General features: G+C 69.9%; 18 protein-coding genes. 8 read left to right on the forward strand and 10 right to left on the reverse strand.

Annotated elements, in window-relative coordinates; all coding sequences use genetic code 11:
• Nucleotides 1-18: 18 nt before the first annotated feature.
• Nucleotides 19-204, reverse strand: a complete 186-nt coding sequence (locus ACFTXQ_RS16175; protein WP_382641103.1) for a hypothetical protein — start codon at nt 202-204, stop codon at nt 19-21.
• Nucleotides 205-439: 235 nt separating this feature from the next.
• On the opposite strand from ACFTXQ_RS16175, the gene ACFTXQ_RS16180 reads away from it, so the two are divergent.
• Nucleotides 440-859, forward strand: a complete 420-nt coding sequence (locus tag ACFTXQ_RS16180; RefSeq protein ID WP_382641105.1) for a hypothetical protein — start codon at nt 440-442, stop codon at nt 857-859.
• A 987-nt stretch (nt 860-1,846) separates the two neighbouring features.
• On the opposite strand, the gene drmC is transcribed toward ACFTXQ_RS16180, so the two are convergent.
• Both drmC and drmB read right to left on the reverse strand, forming a co-directional pair.
• Nucleotides 1,847-2,626: a DISARM system phospholipase D-like protein DrmC gene (drmC, locus tag ACFTXQ_RS16185; protein WP_382641108.1), complete on the reverse strand. Its 780-nt coding sequence runs from the start codon at nt 2,624-2,626 to the stop codon at nt 1,847-1,849.
• A complete protein-coding gene (gene drmB, locus ACFTXQ_RS16190; RefSeq protein ID WP_382641239.1) occupies nt 2,623-4,221 on the reverse strand; it encodes a DrmB family protein in 1,599 nt (532 codons plus the stop codon). Before drmB ends, drmC begins: the two co-directional genes overlap by 4 nt.
• Between drmB and ACFTXQ_RS16195 the strand changes: the two genes are divergently transcribed.
• Nucleotides 4,127-4,327 carry a hypothetical protein gene (locus ACFTXQ_RS16195; RefSeq protein WP_382641248.1) on the forward strand — a complete coding sequence of 67 codons (201 nt, stop codon included), beginning with the start codon at nt 4,127-4,129 and terminating at the stop codon, nt 4,325-4,327. The genes drmB and ACFTXQ_RS16195 overlap by 95 nt on opposite strands.
• 80 nt (nt 4,328-4,407) lie before the next feature.
• Here ACFTXQ_RS16195 and ACFTXQ_RS16200 read toward each other — a convergent pair whose 3' ends face one another.
• Together ACFTXQ_RS16200 and ACFTXQ_RS16205 are read right to left on the reverse strand one after the other, a co-directional pair.
• Nucleotides 4,408-5,628, reverse strand: a complete 1,221-nt coding sequence (locus ACFTXQ_RS16200) for an MFS transporter (protein ID WP_382641111.1) — start codon at nt 5,626-5,628, stop codon at nt 4,408-4,410.
• 1 nt (nt 5,629) lies between these two features.
• Entirely contained in the window at nt 5,630-6,994 is a 1,365-nt protein-coding gene (locus tag ACFTXQ_RS16205) for an NAD(P)-binding domain-containing protein (protein WP_382641114.1), read from the reverse strand.
• Between the two features lie 177 nt (nt 6,995-7,171).
• On the opposite strand from ACFTXQ_RS16205, the gene ACFTXQ_RS16210 reads away from it, so the two are divergent.
• Entirely contained in the window at nt 7,172-7,540 is a 369-nt protein-coding gene (locus ACFTXQ_RS16210) for an ArsR/SmtB family transcription factor (protein ID WP_382641117.1), read from the forward strand.
• Between the two features lie 134 nt (nt 7,541-7,674).
• Here ACFTXQ_RS16210 and ACFTXQ_RS16215 read toward each other — a convergent pair whose 3' ends face one another.
• Both ACFTXQ_RS16215 and ACFTXQ_RS16220 read right to left on the reverse strand, forming a co-directional pair.
• Nucleotides 7,675-8,457: an aquaporin gene (locus ACFTXQ_RS16215; RefSeq protein WP_382641119.1), complete on the reverse strand. Its 783-nt coding sequence runs from the start codon at nt 8,455-8,457 to the stop codon at nt 7,675-7,677.
• Nucleotides 8,458-8,497: 40 nt separating this feature from the next.
• Nucleotides 8,498-8,812 (reverse strand): ArsR/SmtB family transcription factor, encoded by a 315-nt coding sequence (locus ACFTXQ_RS16220; RefSeq protein ID WP_382641122.1) that lies wholly within the window; start codon nt 8,810-8,812, stop codon nt 8,498-8,500.
• A 76-nt stretch (nt 8,813-8,888) separates the two neighbouring features.
• Here ACFTXQ_RS16220 and ACFTXQ_RS16225 point away from each other — a divergent pair, with 76 nt between their 5' ends.
• The 3 genes from ACFTXQ_RS16225 to trxB are packed head-to-tail and all read left to right on the forward strand — an operon-like array spanning nt 8,889 to nt 11,009.
• Nucleotides 8,889-9,536, forward strand: coding sequence for a low molecular weight phosphatase family protein (locus ACFTXQ_RS16225; RefSeq protein ID WP_382641124.1), 648 nt, complete (start codon nt 8,889-8,891; stop codon nt 9,534-9,536).
• Between the two features lie 47 nt (nt 9,537-9,583).
• Nucleotides 9,584-10,003 carry an arsenate reductase ArsC gene (locus ACFTXQ_RS16230; RefSeq protein ID WP_382641125.1) on the forward strand — a complete coding sequence of 140 codons (420 nt, stop codon included), beginning with the start codon at nt 9,584-9,586 and terminating at the stop codon, nt 10,001-10,003.
• A gap of 10 nt (nt 10,004-10,013) precedes the next feature.
• Nucleotides 10,014-11,009, forward strand: a complete 996-nt coding sequence (gene trxB, locus ACFTXQ_RS16235) for a thioredoxin-disulfide reductase (RefSeq protein ID WP_382641128.1) — start codon at nt 10,014-10,016, stop codon at nt 11,007-11,009.
• 469 nt (nt 11,010-11,478) lie between these two features.
• Here the strand turns inward: trxB and ACFTXQ_RS16240 are convergent, their stop codons facing one another.
• From ACFTXQ_RS16240 to ACFTXQ_RS16250, 3 genes are all read right to left on the reverse strand, one after another.
• Entirely contained in the window at nt 11,479-11,745 is a 267-nt protein-coding gene (locus ACFTXQ_RS16240; RefSeq protein WP_382641240.1) for a GNAT family N-acetyltransferase, read from the reverse strand.
• Nucleotides 11,630-12,286, reverse strand: a complete 657-nt coding sequence (locus tag ACFTXQ_RS16245) for a VOC family protein (RefSeq protein ID WP_382641130.1) — start codon at nt 12,284-12,286, stop codon at nt 11,630-11,632. The genes ACFTXQ_RS16240 and ACFTXQ_RS16245 overlap by 116 nt, the downstream gene beginning before the upstream one ends.
• Nucleotides 12,287-12,492: 206 nt before the next feature.
• Entirely contained in the window at nt 12,493-13,305 is an 813-nt protein-coding gene (locus tag ACFTXQ_RS16250; protein ID WP_382641133.1) for a class I SAM-dependent methyltransferase, read from the reverse strand.
• A gap of 202 nt (nt 13,306-13,507) precedes the next feature.
• On the opposite strand from ACFTXQ_RS16250, the gene ACFTXQ_RS16255 reads away from it, so the two are divergent.
• Nucleotides 13,508-14,833 carry a M20/M25/M40 family metallo-hydrolase gene (locus ACFTXQ_RS16255; RefSeq protein ID WP_382641135.1) on the forward strand — a complete coding sequence of 442 codons (1,326 nt, stop codon included), beginning with the start codon at nt 13,508-13,510 and terminating at the stop codon, nt 14,831-14,833.
• Nucleotides 14,834-14,846: 13 nt separating this feature from the next.
• Nucleotides 14,847-16,427 (forward strand): carboxylesterase/lipase family protein, encoded by a 1,581-nt coding sequence (locus tag ACFTXQ_RS16260; protein WP_382641138.1) that lies wholly within the window; start codon nt 14,847-14,849, stop codon nt 16,425-16,427.
• Nucleotides 16,428-16,440: the final 13 nt, after the last annotated feature.

The raw sequence follows: 16,440 nt of genomic DNA on the forward strand, positions 1-16,440 counted from the left end.
GTGCGGTACGAACAACGGTCAAGACGATCTGAGCTGCATCGGCTGCGCGACCAGCTGGAGGACGGCGACGAAGGCTGCCCCCAAGAAGCCGTCACCGCGCAAGCCCGCCACGAAGAAGCCCGCCGCGTCCAAGCCCACCACCACGAAGAAGACAACGGCCCCCAGGAAGACGACCACCGGGAAGACCGCTTCGAGCCCCACCACGCCTGGGGGGACGGCCGGTTCCCGGCCCACCGTGCCGCCCAGCCGCGCGACGACGGAGGTGTTCTACCCCTCGACGTCCGGCGGCTACGCGCCCCCATATACCGCTCCCGCCCCTCCACCGCCCGCCCCGACCCCGCCGTACACCCCTCCCTACACGCCTTCGTACCGCCCTCCTTCCTACGGGCCACCGAAGCGGTCTGGTAAGGGCAAGGGCTGCACCCTGGGCTGTCTCGGGTTGTTCGTCGTGTTGTTCCTGCTGCCGATGCTGAACAGGGGCATCCAGGATCTCCTGAAGTCGGAGGGCGACGACTCCGGCTCGGGCTCCGGCAGCACGACGCCAACAGCCGCCTCCTGCCCGGGCCGGATCGCCGAGGCCATCCCTGACGGAGACAAAGCGGAGCTGGTCAAAGCGTTTCGAACGGAGAACAAGCAGATCACGCTCTGCCGGACAAGTGACGGGAGCCTGTACTACTACGGGGAGTTCAGCGACCACCGCGAGCCTGGAATCGCCATGCCCGCCGAGGAAACCACGAGCGGCTTCAAGGCACGCAACGACCCGTATAGCTACCGTATCGACGGGGACACCGTGACCGTCTACCGAGACGGCAACCGGATCGGCCGGGAGACCCTCAGCCCGGAACCGTCCCCGTCCTGAGGGTCTCCCAGAAGCCGCTACGGCGCTGCTTGCCTTCACCGGCCTGTTCGCCCGGGGTGGCGGTGCGGGCAACTGCCTCATCCTGGAGGTGGGCGGGGCTTCGTCGCCACCTGAACCACCGAGTGGCCTCATCCCTTTGCAAAGCGCGGCGATGAGGGTTTCCCGTCCGGTTGCATCAACTTTTGCCGTGACGCATGCTCTGGACTTCACCGAGAAAGACGTGCGCTGGCTGGTGCGACTGCCCCTACAGCCAGAAGGGCAAATTCTGCAAGCACTGTGTGGCGTTCGGCCTGGCCGTCCTACAGCAGGCCGAATCCGTACCGTGGCGGCGGTCCGCCGCCGCTTCACGGACCCGGCTGCTGACGGCTGGCTGGAGTCCCGCATCGGGACGGGGCTGCTTCTCCTGGTACGGCACCAGCTTGCCGATGGCCGTGACTTGCGTCGCCGCCCGGAGCTGCGCGCGGCGGTGGCCGGCGAGGACACCGGCATTGTTCGCGAGCGCATTCTGAGCCTCCTCGACGCCTACGCCTACAGGCGGCAGAGGCCGTCAGGTCGCCACCGGGCTGACGGAAGCCCATCTGGAGGCCTGCCGGACCGCCTGGCCGACTCGTTGGAGACCGCCGAGTGGCTTCCCACAGGTCAAGGGCGATCTTCGCTGATTACAGCCATTCCTATGTCCGGTCAGCTGCCGTTCGAATGTTCCAGGACTCACACTGACCGGGTGAACCGCACCCTAGCGAGATGGGCTATCGCGGCGGCCGCGAAGTAGGGGGGAACCGGATGTCGCGGGTGGTGGAGGAGGTCATCGAGGCGACTCCGGTGGGCGGGCCGCCACCCGGGCATGGCCCGGTGCCGCAGGCGCCGGGGCAGGGCGTACGGTGTAGCACTCGTTGATCCACAAGTCAGCACGACTGCGATGCGCTGCCGCTGAACACCGGAGAACTTCCAGCGGAAGTCTTCGATCGGACCGCGAGCACGGTTCCATGCTCAGCCACGAGCTTCGTGTGGCGGGAAGGGCCTCAGTATGCCGAGCCGCTGCAGTTCGACGATGTGCTCTGCCGTGCGCCGCGGTGCCTCGCCTCCGGTCACCAGTACACCCGCCTCGATGTTGCGCCGTGCAGCGGACTCGGTCAGGTTGGCACTGCCGAGCAGGAGAGTGCGCCGGTCTGCGACCGCCAGCTTGGCGTGCTGGCGCGAGCGGCCATGTTCGGCCGGGCCCCGGGCCCATGCCCACAACTGCAGCCCCGGCACAGACGCGAAGGCGTCGGCCGGTTCGCTCCCCGAGAGCAGACCGCCCGCGCCGGCCAGGGTCTCGACCACTACGTGTGTTCGCACGCCCCTGCCCGCAGCCTCCGTCAGGGCCCTGGTCAAGACGGGATACGGGCGGGCCGCATACGTCATCGCCAGCAGTTCGTGCTGCGCCTCGTTGATGACCTCGACCAGTACCTGGGCGGTGGCGCACACCGGTACCGCCGGAGTCGAGGGACCACTCCACACCGTACGAACCCGGACCGTATCTCGGGCCCGCCGCCGGGCGGCGACATAGCCACGCACGTAGGCAGCCGCCTCGACAGCTGACACCGACTCCGACTCCATGGCATCGCAGAGCGCCGCGACCGCTTCACTGACTCCTGGTATCGCCAGCTCGGTGAGTATCCGCTCCCTGCTGCGTCTCTGGGCGAGCAGTCCCGCGAGGTCCTTGCTGCGCGCGAGGCCGAGAGCCGTGACGGCGGCCTCGGCGGCGCCCTCGAAGGCCGGTCGGCTCACGGCAGCAGACCGACCGGCGTCAGCACCGGATCCTGGTCCCCGGTCAGCGGAACGAGGAATCGACGGTCCAGGAACCGGTTGCCGCGTTCACACGTGGTTTCCGACACGAACAAGCAGACATGGCATGCGGCTCCGTGGAGGAAGTCCGCCGGGTCCTGTGGCAGGCGCTCGGCGCACAGCGGGTCGGCCGAGCAGTGGCGGGCATCGGTCAGGGCACGGCGTACGATCCGGTCGAATTCCCGCTCCTCGGCCAGGGACACCAGGCCACCGAAGGTGCCCTCGGAGTCCGGGACGGCGGTGTAGATGAGGATGCCGGTCTTGGGATTCTGTTCGTCGCCCGCGTAGATCCGTTCGGCGAGCGAGGCGGAGTTGTAGCCGCATTCCAGGGCGATGGTGCGGATCAACAGGTGGGAGAGGGTGTGCAGGGCGATGTAACGCGCTCCGGGCCAGCCGTAGTAGGGGTCGAAGTCGCTGGTCTTGCGGTCCGACTTCCGGTTGGCGCGGAACCGTGCGTACGCCTGTCTGTGCGTCTCCATCTGCGGTGACTTCTCCATGCGAGCGGTCCACTCAGCCATCAGACCGTCCCGTACGCGCAGGAAGAGGCCCTCGCCCCGCACTTCACTGGCCGGTACCCAGTTCCGGATCCCGCGGGACAGCTCGACACGCGTGGCGATCTCCGGTGATTCGGGGTCGGGCGCGTCGAGCCGCGTGAACCCGATCAGCGCCCGTGCCTCGCGCAGCCGCTCGACCTGCCTGATGTCGGCGAAGAACTCACCCAAACGGTCCGGCACGGGCATCTGCCGGAGTGCGAAATCGTCGCTGGGGGTGGGCACGGGACAGGAGAGCGCGTCCCATTCCGGTCCGAAGAGGTCGGCCTGGACGTCAGGGGCGGAGGGGGCCGACCCGGTGGCTCCCTGCTTGCGGGCTGCGATCGCCGCGACCACTCCGTCGGCGTCGAACTCCTTGAGGAAAGCAAACTTGGGCATGCGCGCCATGAAGTCGAACTCCCCACGGTCCTCAACCAGTTCGAGGTCCGGCCAGTGGTCGTCCAGAAGCTTGTCGATGTCTCCGCCCTGCGCCTTGGGCAGCGCCAGGGCGCTGAGGGTGAGCGGGAACCACTGGTTGGACGCGCCCGCCACCATCAGGACCGGCTCCTGGCCGCAGCCGTTCGCCTCATAGGTGCCGAGATGCGGATGCCGTCCGCGGCACCGGGGCAGTTTGCGCCGTCCGCGTTCACCCATGGCTTCCCGGATGTTGCGCTTCACACCGCACGCGACGCATTCGATGGTGACGTTGGCCGCCTGGTTGCCGCCATGGTCCTTCATGCGCAGCTTCGGGCGCGGCGTCGTGGCGCAGTCCTGCCCTCGGTGCACGTACTGGGTGTACGGAAACTCGTCGAGATGGCCGGCGGTGCACACGAGGGTGAAACGGGCCGCCACGGCCAGCGGCTTCCCGCGCTTACAGTCGTGGACGAACTTCGCCTCGTGCGGAGTCCGTGGGTTGGCGTTGACGAAGGCGAACTCACCAGGGCGGCGGCGCGCAGCCGGCGTTCCGCGGAAGGAGCTCGACGAGGCGTTCAGCGAGCTCGACCGCAATGGTGACGAGGTCCTCAGCAGGGAGGAGATCAGCACCGCGGTCCTGGAGTACTTCACCAGCGAGGAGCCCGACGCCCCCGGCAACTGGCTTTTCGGCTCCGCCTGATCACGGCCGCTTCCCTCGACGGCGTCCGTATCCACCGTTCGGCAGGTCGCACGGACCTGTCGAACGGCTCCCCCTACCCCCTAAGCCCAGGACCGGTGCGTGCGGGCTCCAAGGGCTGTGCCGGCAGCAGTGATCGCCAGCGCGGCGAGCAGGGCGAACAGAGCGGGGTGGCCGCCGAGGGGGCCGGCCAGGACTGCGCCCGCGAAGGGGGCCAGGGCGGCCGCGGCGTGGGCTGGTGCGCCGAGGAGGCCGGAGAGCCGGCCGTAGTGGGTGGTGCCCCAGCGGTCGGTGACTGCTGTGGCCTGGAGAAGGGTGAGGTTGCCTCGGATCACCCCGGCGAGAACGGCTACCACGACGAGCAGGGCGTACGGACCGGCCACGGCCGCGAGAGCAGCGGTGGTGAGGGCACCGAGCGCGATCAGGGTGACGGTGCGGGCGGTGACACCCATGCGGCGGGCGAGCGTCGCGTACAGGGTCCGGCCGAGGGTCTGGCCGGCGCCACCGAGGCCGAGGGCCCACGCCGCTTCAGTGGTGGTGTAGCCGCGTTCGAGGAGGAGGGGGACGAGACCGATGACGACGGCGTACATCGCGAACGTGGACAAGGTGAAGGTGACGGCCAGCATCCAGAAGGCCCGGCTGCGCACGACGTGTTCGTGGCCGCCGGTCATGTGCGGCGGGCTCGGCGGAGCCGGTGGCCACGGGGCCTTCAGGGCGAGGGCGTGGGCCGGGACGGTCAGGACGGCGAGGATGCCGGCGAGCACGACGTAGGCGGCGCGCCAGGACATGCGGTCGGCGAGGACCGCGGTCAGGGGTGCGAAGACGGTGGAGGCGAGTCCGCCGGCGAGGGTGACGATGGTGAGGGCGCGTATGTGGTCGGGGGCCCACCAGCGGGTGAGGGCGGCGAAGGCGGGCTGGTAGAGGATGGCGGCCATGGCCGCTCCGGCGAGCAGCCATCCGGCGAAGAAGGTGGGCAGGTTGGGGGCTGCGGCGATCACCAGCAGGCTCAGGGCACCGAGGACGGAGCCCGCGGTCATGACCAGACGCGGGCCGCGGTGGTCCAGGACGCGGCCGACGTAGATCCCGCCGACAGCGGAGACGACGAGGGCGGCGGAGAACGCCGCGGTGGTCGCGCCCGCGCTCCAGCCTGTGTCGGCGGTGATGGCCGGGTTGAGGACGAGGAAGGCGTAGTAGACGATGCCCCAGCTGGTGATCTGGGTGAGGCAGAGGGCGGGCAGGACGGCGCGCGGCCGCGACCGGACCCCGTTCCCGGTCGCGGCCACGCCGCTGTGAAGGTCGGTCACCTCAGCAGCCGCCGGAGGAAGCGGGGGCGGCGCCGATGGTGAGGGTGGCCGGGGCCGCGCAGCAGCCGCCGTCGGTTCCTTCCGCGGCTGCGGGCTCGTCGAAGAGGCCCGCGCCGCCGCACACGCCGGTTTCGGGGAGGGTGAGTTCGACGCGCTCGGCGGCCGCGTGGTCGCCGGCGAGGTGGGCGGCGATGGAGCGGACCTGCTCGTAACCGGTCATGGCGAGGAAGGTCGGGGCGCGGCCGTAGGACTTCATGCCGACGAGGTAGACGTCCTTCTCCGGGTGGGAGAGCTCGTTCACGCCGTGCGGGTAGACGGTGCCACAGGAGTGCTGGTTCGGGTCGATCAGCGGCGCCAGCTCGACCGGAGCCTGGAGGCGCTCGTCGAGACCGAGACGCAGCTCGTCCAGGAAGGTGAGGTCGGGGCGGAAGCCGGTCAGGACGATCACCTCGTCCACCCCGTCCAGGCGGCGGCCGTCCTCCCCGACGAGGACCGCGCGGCCGTCACCGTCACGCTCGAAGGCGTCGGTACGGAAGCCGGTGACCGCGTCCGCGTACCCGCCGTCGACCGCGGCCTTCGCCGCCAGGCCCAGGGCGCCGCGGGCGGGCAGCTGGTCGGCCTCACCACCGCCGAAGGTCGAGCCCGAGATCCCGCGGCGCAGGATCCACGTGGCGTGCGTGCCCTGGCCGTCCTCGGACTTGGCCAGGTCGGCGAGGTAGGCGAGGGCCGTGAAGGCGGAGGCGCCGGAGCCGATGACCGCGGTGCGCTTGCCCGCGTAGCGGGCGCGGACGGCGGGGTCCTTCAGGTCCGGGACGCGGTAGCTGATCCGGTCGGCGGCCGTCTTCTCCCCCAGGGCCTTGAGACCGCTGCCGCCGGCGGGGCTGGGGGTGGACCAGGTCCCGGAGGCGTCGACGACCGCGCGGGCGAAGACCCTCTGCTCGCGGCCATCGGCGCTCTCGTAGCGGACGACGAAGGGCTGGGCCTCGCGGTCGGCGTCGACGATGCGGTCACGGCCCGTGCGGGAGACGCCGGTGACACGGGCGTCGTAGCGCACCTTCTCGCCGAGCACGTCGGCCAGCGGCTGGAGGTACTGCTCGGCCCAGTCCCCACCGGAGGGGTAGGTCTCCTCGGCGGGCTTGACCCAGCCGGTCGGGGCGAGGAGCTTCTCGGCGGCCGGGTCGACGACCTCACCCCAGCGGGAGAACAGCCGTACATGGGCCCACTCGCGCACGGCGGATCCGGCGGTGGTCCCAGCCTCCAGGACGAGGGGTTCCAGGCCCCGGTCGACCAGGTGGGCGGCGGCCGCAAGTCCGGCGGGGCCGGCCCCGATGACGACGACGGGCAGCTCGGTGGTGGTCTCGCTCATGACAGGTCTCCGGGTCTTCTGGTGTTTCGAAGTTTGTCTATGGCTTACGTGATCAGCATGGCACCTGTATCGATAGGTGTCAACATAGATAGACATCTAATTTATGGAGTGGTCGTGCCGCCCGGCCGGCGCGTGAGACCCCTGCCACTCTGGTTCGACATGTGTCAACATAGACGTATGTCGAATGCGAAGGTGCTGCCGCTTCTGGAGCCCGAGGCCCTCGCGGCCTGCTGCCCCCCGCTGACCGAGCGCCCCATGTCCGCGGACGAGGCAGAGGTCGCGGCGAGGATGTTCAAGGCCCTCGGCGACCCCGTGCGCCTGCGCCTGTTCTCCGCCGTCGCCTCCCACGAGGGCGGAGAAGCGTGCGTGTGCGACATCTCCGACGTCGGGGTGTCCCAGCCGACGGTCTCCCATCACCTGAAGAAGCTGAAGGAGGCCGGGCTGCTGTCCTCCGAGCGGCGCGGCACATGGGTGTACTACCGGGTCGAGCCGTCCGTGCTCGCCGCCATGGGAGCGCTGCTGGCCGGCGCCGCGAAGGCGGCGTGACGTTCCCGACCGGGCCGCGTTCGACAAGCACCCCGCCACCCGCGGAGCTGAGCGCGTCCAGCCCGCCGGGTCGGATTCCGGCCGGCCGCGGGTCGGCTCAGGGCCGCCGATCACCACCACATCCGTACGCCGCGTCATGCTGCGGGCGTCCCCGACTCGGTCTTGCCGCCCATGAAGATCACCGCCACCAAGGCCAGGCCCACGACCACGCCGATCAGTTGCATGCCGATGAAGCCGGCGACCGAGGCCGGGGCGATGCCCGCGAAGGTGTCCGTGAAGGCGCGGCCGATCGTCACGGCCGGGTTCGCGAACGACGTGGACGAGGTGAACCAGTAGGCGGCGCCGATGTACGAGGCCACGGCGACCGGAGCGAAACGGAGGCGGTCCGTACGCGCCAGGCCGAAGATCAGCAGGATCAGGCCGGCGGTCGCGACGACCTCGCCGAGGAGGAGGTTGCCGGCGGACCGGTCGTGGGTCGACCACTTCACCAGCGGCTCGCCGAACATGGCGTCCGCGAGGACCGCACCCGCGATGGCACCGGCGATCTGCGAGGGGAGGTAGACGGCGAGCTCGCGGGCGGTGACGCCGGCGCCGCCGCGGCGGGCGGCCCACCACTCGGCGAGGGTGACGGCGGGGTTGAAGTGGGCGCCGGAGACCGGGCCGAGGAGGGCGATCAGGACGCCGAGGCCGAAGACGGTGGCGGTGGAGTTGGCCAGCAGTTGGAGGGCGACGTCGTCGGTGAGCTCGGTGGCCTGGATGCCGGAGCCGACCACGATCGCGACCAGGGCGGCGGTGCCGACGAGCTCGGCGGCGGCGCGGGCGATCAGCGGGGTACGGGGCGGGGTCGCGCCGGGCGCGGGCTGCGGCGCCGTGTCGGCGGCTATGGCGTCGCTCGCGGCGGGCTCGGTGGCGGTCAAGGCAGGGTCTCCTCGGGCAGGTGAGGCAAAGCGCGGAAGGCTACGGGCAGGACCGCTTGAGGTTCGCTTCTGCGGTGGCTCGCGCGGTCCGGGCGAGGTCGGCGAACTGACCGGCGAGGGTTTCGATGACTTCCGGGCGCAGGCGGTAGTAGATGTACCTCCCGCATGGCTCCGTATCCACGACCCCTGCCTCCCGCAGCACCTTCATGTGGTTGGAGAGGTTCGTCTGCTTGGCGCCCGTCTCCTCCACCAGGTGGGTGGTGCAGAGCGTCTCGCGGGCGAGGAGGGTCACGATCTGGAGCCTGAGCGGGTCGGCCAGAGCCCGGATCAGATCAGTGTCGACTGACGTCATCATGGACTGATACTGTCACATCAGTTGGGGCTGACACCAGCCCGAGCTGATCCTATTGGCTCCTTTGAACGGGACCGCCATGCCCCCGCCTTCCGCGCCCCTCCTGCCGGACGAACGCCTGGCCGCCGGGGCCGCCCGTCTCGCCACCCGATACGCCGGCCACTTCGCGCCGGAAACCGTGCTGGGCCTGCTCGCCGACTCCTACACGCTTCTTGCCGAGCAGGCGCGGATCCGTACGCACTTGGTCGTGCCGGCGGAACGGCTGACCGCCGACCGCCTCGACGCCCTCGCCCACACCCAGGGGCTGACGAGCGGTCCGACCCGAGTACTGTTCGTGTGCAGCCACAACGCCGGCCGCTCCCAGATGGCCGCCGCTCTCCTGGCCCACCGGGCAGGCGAACGGGTTACGGTCTCCTCTGCGGGCACTAAGCCGGCCGGCGAGGTGGAGCCGCACATCGCGCAGGCCCTCACCGAGGCGCGCGTGGACCTGGCAGACGCCTACCCCAAGCCGCTGACCGAAGAGGTCGTCCAGGCGGCCGACATCGTGATCACGATGGGCTGCGGTGACGCCTGCCCCGTGGTGCCGGGCCGCCGCTACCTCGACTGGCCCGTCGCCGACCCCGACGGAGCGCCGATCGCCGTCATCCGCGACATCCGCGACATCCGCGACATCCGCGACGCCATCGACGCCCACATCACCGAGCTGCTCACCCGGCTCGCCCCATGAGCCCCCACGCATCCCCACCGAAGTCGCCTCACCCCAAGGAAGAACAGATGTCCTCCGCTCCTGCCGCCTCCGTCCTGTTCGTCTGCATCCACAACGCGGGCCGCTCCCAGATGGCAGCCGGATTCCTGCGCCACCTCGCCGGCGACCGGGTCGAGGTCCGCTCCGCCGGCTCCATGCCCGGGGACCAGATCAACCCGTCCGCCGTCGCCGCCATGGCAGAGCTGGGCATCGACATCTCCGACCAGAAGCCGAAGGTCCTCACTCCCGAGGCCGCCCAGGCCTCCGACTACATCATCACCATGGGCTGCGGCGACGCCTGCCCGTACTTCCCCGGCAAGACCTACCTCGACTGGCAGCTCGAGGACCCGGCGGGCCAGGGCGTCGAGGCCGTCCGCCCCATCCGCGACGAGATCAAGGGCCTCATCGAGGGCCTGATCGCCGAGATCGACGCCAAGTCGAAGGCCTGAGGCACCTGACGTGACCGAGACGACCCCGACCGGCGACGTCCGCGACGTCATCGTCATAGGCTCCGGCCCCGCCGGATACACCGCAGCCCTCTACACCGCCCGCGCCCAGCTGAAGCCCTTGCTCTTCGGCAGCTCCATCTTCGTCGGCGGCTCCCTCACCACGACCACCGAGGTGGAGAACTTCCCCGGCTTCCCCGACGGGATCGACGGTCCTGACCTCATGGTCAACATGCGGGCCCAGGCCGAGAAGTTCGGCGCCGAGATGATCGACGACGACATCGTCTCCGTCGACCTCACGGGCCCCGTCAAGGAAGTCACCGACTCCGAGGGCACCGTCCACCGCGCCAGGACGGTGATCATCGCGACCGGGTCCGGCTACCGCAAGCTCGGTCTGTCCCGTGAGGACGAGCTGTCCGGCCGCGGAGTGTCGTGGTGCGCGACCTGCGACGGGTTCTTCTTCCGCGACCGCGACATCGTCGTGGTCGGCGGCGGCGACACCGCCATGGAGGAAGCCACCTTCCTCACCCGCTTCGCGAAGTCCGTCACCGTCGTCCACCGACGTTCCACCCTGCGCGCCTCCAAGGTCATGCAGGACCGGGCGTTCTCCGACGACAAGATCTCCTTCGCCTTCGACAGCGAAATAGCCGAGATCAAGGAAACCGGCGGCATGCTCTCCGGGGTCGTCCTTCGCGACACCTCCACGGGAGCCACCCGCGACCTGGACGTGACCGGACTGTTCATCGCCATCGGACACGACCCCCGCACCGAACTCTTCACCGGACAGGTCGACCTCGACGACGAGGGCTACATCCAGGTCGCCTCGCCCTCGACCCGCACGAACATCCCCGGCGTCTTCGCCGCCGGCGACGTCGTCGACCACACCTACCGCCAAGCCATCACCGCGGCCGGCTCCGGCTGCGCCGCGGCCCTCGACGCCGAGCGCTACCTCGCCGCGCTCAGCGACGGGAGCAGCACAGAGGCCGAACCGGAGCCTGCCAAGGCCTGACGGGGTGGCCCCGCCTCGGGCAGGGGCCACCCCTCATCATGTGCGCGTACGACCTTCATGCACCCCTACTCCCCCACGTAGCCGGCGACGTTGGCCTGTAACGCCCGTACGAGCCGTAGGGGGTAGCAGCGGTGAAGCGAGCAGACGTGCCGAGGACTCGACAACGGACCTGGCGGGCAGCGTCGCGGCCTCGCCGAGCACTGGGCAAGCCTGGAGTACTGCCGGGCCCTGACCGGTAACGACGGCCGCTACATGGCACTTTCATCTGAGGGCCGCAACCCGCGGCGCCACTACGCTGCGCCATGCGGGCCGGCTGGGAGCTGACCGGAAAGGAGGCCGGGCGCAGCAGCCGGTCACCTGCGAGGGCACCCTGCGGCTGCCGGCGACCCCGGCCCCGAAAGCGGTTCGCCAAAGACACCGCGCTCATCGGTCGGTCACGCGCCGTGCGCCACGACGCCGTGCAACAAGGTCATCCGCTCCCCGGCGAATCCCACTCGTCACGCAACAACGAGTAGTAGATGCTGTCGCGCCACGTCCCGTCCGGGCGTGGCCAGTCACGACGAACCACGCCGTCGCGCACCGCTCCCAGACGTTCCAGTGCCTGCTGGGACCGAATGTTCTCAGGGTCCGTACGGAACAACATGACCTTGTCGCAGCCCAGCCCGGCGAAGGCATGGTCCGGCAGGAGACGCTTCGCCTCCCGGTTGATGCCGGCGCCCCACCACGCCCGCCCCAGCCACGTGGAACCGATCTCCACCTGCCTGCGGCAGTTTCGCGAAGACCTCGTCGTCACCTACGGACCACAACCCCTCAGCGTGCTCAAGGGACAGCGGTTCCAGGCGGACTCGTGGGCCGGACAGGACGGACGGGCGCAATGGAAACCCGGTGTCCACCTGATCCGCGACCGTCATCGGGACGGGGAGTTGCGCCGCCACGATGACGTTCCCGTACAGGTCCTCGAAGTGCAGGGAGCGACTGTCGGCCTCCTCCCGTTCGTCCCACACCCGCACACCGTGCGCGCGCAGGTGATCGGCGGTCTGTTGCACGTCGGCCACATACAGGACGAGCAAGGGCTGGCCACCGCACTGACGGCCGATCAGCTCACGCTCCCGGTCCGTGGTCGCGGGCATCAGCCAGAGGCCCGCCAGTGTCTGGCCGGGCACACCGATGTGCAGGTAGCGGTAGCCGTCAGCCGTCCGGTCGTGCAGGACCGCGAAGCCCAGGACGTCCCGGTAGAAGGCCAGGGCGGCTTCGGTATCCGCGACGAGCACCACCATGCGGCCGAGGGCGGAGACGACCGGGTTCCGATCGGGAGACGGAGCCATGGGGTGAAACCTCCAGGTGAGGCGGGGCGTCACACGCGATCGGGTGGGATCGGGCGCGCCGACCGCCGACTCGGCATCCGGACTCTCGTCCAGCCGCGAGCAGCACCGAGGTAACACGTGTCACGTGACATCTGTCTATCGCGACATCGCGGTGGCCGTCAAGGGCGCGCGACATGCGCGCGCGGGAGCGCCTCGGCCACCGCAGACCCGGGCTCGTCCGACCGCTCCGCGACGATCAGGAATCGGTGCGCGTGCACGTCCAGTCGTCCCGCAGAGCACATCCGGCGATGGAGGCGACGCAGGGCGGATTCATAGCGCTCGGGACTGAAGTCGGGGATCTGCCACGCGACCAGGCGCAGGTGGTAGACCACGGCGCCGATGTCGTAAAAGGTCAGCACCGGTATCTCCTCCTCCGCCCGGGTCACCCGCAGTCCCGCAGCGCGCAGGGCTTCACTTGCCGTCCGGAGGGTCCAGCCGCCTGACGGCTGAGCGTGCGGGGCGCCCAGAGCTTCATTCAGATCGGCGCAGTCTTCGCTGCCCACCTGCTGTGTCAGCAGGACGCCACCGGGGCGCAGCGTGCGCCGGACTTCGTGGGCGGCCAGGCTTCCGTGGCGATTCAGCATCACGTCGATCGACCCGTCCGGGAGCGGCAGCCGATCCCGGACGGGGGCCGGCACGACCGTAACCCCCAGCGGTTCCAGGCGATGGCGCGCAACGGCGACATTGGGCAGCCAGCCCTCGGTCGCCCACGTGTGCCGGGGCAGGGGCTGAAGCGAGGCGAGCAGCTCGCCGCCGCCCGTGTCGACATCCAGCAAGTGATCGGCAGTGGCGATGTACGCCCGGGCGATTTCCGGATATGACCACGACGGTTCCGAGCCCTCCGCCCGTCCGGTCAACCAGCCGAAGTCCCAACCTTCAATCGGAGCTGCCATCGCGGCCGCCACCAGCTCGTCGTACCCGCCATCGGTCATGCCCGGAGGCTAGAGACGCCCGCCCGGGCCGGGCAACGGAAAATCCCGGCGCGTCGCCGGGGCCGAGAGACGGGCACTGGCGCAGAGCGCAGGTCAGATGATAGATAGAACCAGAAGTCGTTACACGTGTAACACTCCCCCACTCCTCCCTGTGTGCGGTTCCAGGAACTCCGGAGCGTTGATGTTCACCCCACCCGAGCCGATGACGCTGCCCTTCTCCTGGGCCGACCAGGAACAACACCTCGTCAGCCACCTCTCGGCGCTGATCCGCCTGGACACCTCGAATCCGCCGGGCAACGAAATCGCCGTCGCACGCCATCTCTCCCGCGAACTGTCCCGCTCCGGTATCGCACACACCATCCTGGAGTCCGAGCCCGGACGGGCCAACCTCGTCGCCCGGCTGCCCGGTTCGGGCCGGAAGCCGCCGCTCATGCTGCTGAGCCACGCCGACGTGGTCGGCGCGGGGCCCGACGGGTGGAGTCATCCGCCCTTCTCGGGCGAGGTGGCCGATGGCCGCGTTTGGGGCCGCGGAGCGCTCGACATGAAGAGCCAGGTCGCCGCGAGCCTGCTCGTGATGCAACTCCTGGCCGCGCACCGGATCCGGCTGACCCGCGATGTGCTGATGGTGGTCACCGCCGACGAGGAAGCCGGCAGCCGGCTTGGCGCGTACTGGCTCTGGGAGAACCACCGCGGCCTCGTCGAGGCGGAGCTGGCGTTCAACGAGGGCGGCGGCCAGCGTTTCATGACTCCCGGCGGCCCCGTGTACACCGTGCAGGTGGCCGAGAAGGGCAGCGCCCGGATGCGGGTCACAGCTCGAGGGCCGGGCGGCCATGCCTCCGTCCCACGGGCGGAGTCCGCGGTCTTCTCGCTGGCCGAGGCCCTGCTCCGGTTGCGCGCGTTCGCTCCGGAGTCGGTGCTGCATCCCGCCTCGCGCCGCATGCTGGGCATCTTGGCGGATCTGCACCCGGGCGCTGGCGCGGTGGCCATCGAGCGGCTGTTGGAGGACCCGACCTGGGCGCGCGCGAACAGCCTGCCCATCGATCCCGTCCTGCGGGAGTTCGTCGTCGCCGGGCTGCACAACACCGCCACTCCCACCGTGCTGTCCGCGGGGCAACGGCAGAACGTGGCGCCCGTCGAGGCGAGTGTGGTGCTGGACGGTCGTCTCCTGCCCGGTGAGGTGCCCCACCGTTGGGTCGAGGAGGTTCAGCGGGCTGCCGGAGACCGTGTCGAAGTCTCGCTGCTGCACGGCAGAGCCAGCCACGCCGTCCACGACGACCCCGAGATCCTGCGCGTTCTGGACGATACGGTCGCAGCCCACGAACCGGGTGCGCGCGTCCTGCCGTACATCAATCCGGCATCCACGGATGCCCGCGCCTTCCCCGACACGAAGGTGATCGGATTCTTTCCCTCCGCGAGTGACGCGGACGTCATGCGCCTCATCCACGCGCCCGACGAGCACGCCCGGATCACCGACCTGATGTTCGGCGGGAAGTGCCTGCTCGACGCGGTCCTCAGACTCTCGTCATGAAAGGAGCCACCCCATGGGTGTTGTCATACAGACCCTGACCGGCAGGATCGAAGGCACGACGGAGAACGGGCTGTCGGTCTTCAAGGGCATCCCCTACGCCCTCCCGCCGGCCGGACCTCTGAGGTTCCAGGCGCCGGCCCCGGTCCCCGCATGGGATGGCGTCCGCCCGGCCACGTCTTTCGGTACGGCACCCCCGCAGTTGCCGCTGCGTCCCGGAATGCCCAGGGCCTGGCGGCCGGAAGACGGCCTGGACTGCCTCAACGTGAACGTGTGGACCCCAGGGGGCGCCGGTGACCGGCTGCCGGTCATGGTGTGGATCTACGGCGGGGGATGGAAGACCGGCTACTCCGGGGATCCGGGCTACGACGGCGAGGTACTGGCCCGAGGTGGCGTCGTCATGGTGACGTTCAACTACCGCGTCGGCTTCGAAGGATTCGGCTTCGTACCGGGGATGCCCGCCAACCGGGGCTTCCTCGACCAGGCCGCGGCACTCACCTGGGTACGCGAGAACATCGCGGCTTTCGGCGGCGACCCGGACAACGTGACGGTCTTCGGTGAGTCCGGCGGAGGTGCGTCCGTCGCCGCCCTCCTGTCCGCCCCCGCCGCCCGCGGTCTGTTCCGCCGCGCCATCGTCCAGAGCATGGCCGGGCGCTTCCTGCCCGAGGAGGAGGCCCGGCGGATCGCCGTGATGATGGGGGAAGCGGTCGGCGTGGGCCTCGACGGCCTGGCCTCCGTGTCACCCGAGGCGTTGCTGGCGGTACAGGACGTGGCTCTGCCCGCGATGCGGACGGATCCGGCGAACTGGACGACTCCCGAGGCGATCACCGCGTTCTCGCCCGTCATCGATGGCGTCACCGTGGTCGACAAACCGTGGCTGGCCCTGCGTTCCGGGTGCGCACGTGATGTGGACCTCATCTCCGGATACACCCATGACGAGTTCACCCTGTTCGCCATGGAACGCGGCCTGGTCAAGATCAAATTCGGCGCCATGGTCAAGGCCGTTCCCATGATGCTCGCGGCGGCACGCGCGGGATTCCGCGATCGGGCGTCGGACAAGCCGGCGCAGCCCTCGGCGAAGATTCGCGACCTCGACCTCGAAGCCGTCACCGAGGGGTTGAAGCTCGGCCGTCAGGCCGCGGCCGACTACCGCGCCGCCCACCCGGGCCTGACCGACTCCCAGTTGTACGTCACCATGTTCTCGGACGCGCTGTTCAGGATGCCCTCGACGTGGCTGGCCGAGGCACACGCCGCAGCCGGCGGACGCGCGTGGCTGTATGACTTCACGTGGAGCAGTCCGGCCTTCGGTGGGGCCCTCGGCGCCTGTCACACCGTGGACATACCCGCGACCTTCGGCCACACACGGGGGCCTCTGTCGGGCTTCCTGTTCGGGGGTAAAGCCCCGTCCCAGGACTTCACGCACCTGTCGGAACAGCTCCGTGCCTCCTGGATCTCCTTCGCCGCCTCGGGCGATCCCGGCTGGGCTCCCTTCACGACGCAGCAGCCGACGACTCGCCTCTGGGACAGAGAACCGTCGGTCGTCGAGGACCCGCTCCCGGCATCCCGACGCATCTGGCACAAGGAGTCCGGTCTCTGACGATTCCCCGGGG

Origin of the sequence: Streptomyces sp. NPDC057010, from assembly GCF_042673805.1 — a bacterium.
In the GTDB taxonomy this organism is placed as follows: domain Bacteria; phylum Actinomycetota; class Actinomycetes; order Streptomycetales; family Streptomycetaceae; genus Streptomyces.

What these genes read in the sequence shown, in the direction of transcription:
- ACFTXQ_RS16210 (WP_382641117.1), top strand. Translation starts at nt 7,172, where the DNA reads ATGTCGAATGCGAAGGTGCTGCCGCTTCTGGAGCCCGAGGCCCTCGCG.
- ACFTXQ_RS16245 (WP_382641130.1), bottom strand. Translation starts at nt 12,286, where the DNA reads ATGGTGGTGCTCGTCGCGGATACCGAAGCCGCCCTGGCCTTCTACCGG.
- ACFTXQ_RS16250 (WP_382641133.1), bottom strand. Translation starts at nt 13,305, where the DNA reads ATGACCGATGGCGGGTACGACGAGCTGGTGGCGGCCGCGATGGCAGCT.
- ACFTXQ_RS16255 (WP_382641135.1), top strand. Translation starts at nt 13,508, where the DNA reads ATGACGCTGCCCTTCTCCTGGGCCGACCAGGAACAACACCTCGTCAGC.
- ACFTXQ_RS16260 (WP_382641138.1), top strand. Translation starts at nt 14,847, where the DNA reads ATGGGTGTTGTCATACAGACCCTGACCGGCAGGATCGAAGGCACGACG.
- ACFTXQ_RS16205 (WP_382641114.1), bottom strand. Translation starts at nt 6,994, where the DNA reads ATGAGCGAGACCACCACCGAGCTGCCCGTCGTCGTCATCGGGGCCGGC.
- ACFTXQ_RS16220 (WP_382641122.1), bottom strand. Translation starts at nt 8,812, where the DNA reads ATGATGACGTCAGTCGACACTGATCTGATCCGGGCTCTGGCCGACCCG.
- ACFTXQ_RS16225 (WP_382641124.1), top strand. Translation starts at nt 8,889, where the DNA reads ATGCCCCCGCCTTCCGCGCCCCTCCTGCCGGACGAACGCCTGGCCGCC.
- ACFTXQ_RS16230 (WP_382641125.1), top strand. Translation starts at nt 9,584, where the DNA reads ATGTCCTCCGCTCCTGCCGCCTCCGTCCTGTTCGTCTGCATCCACAAC.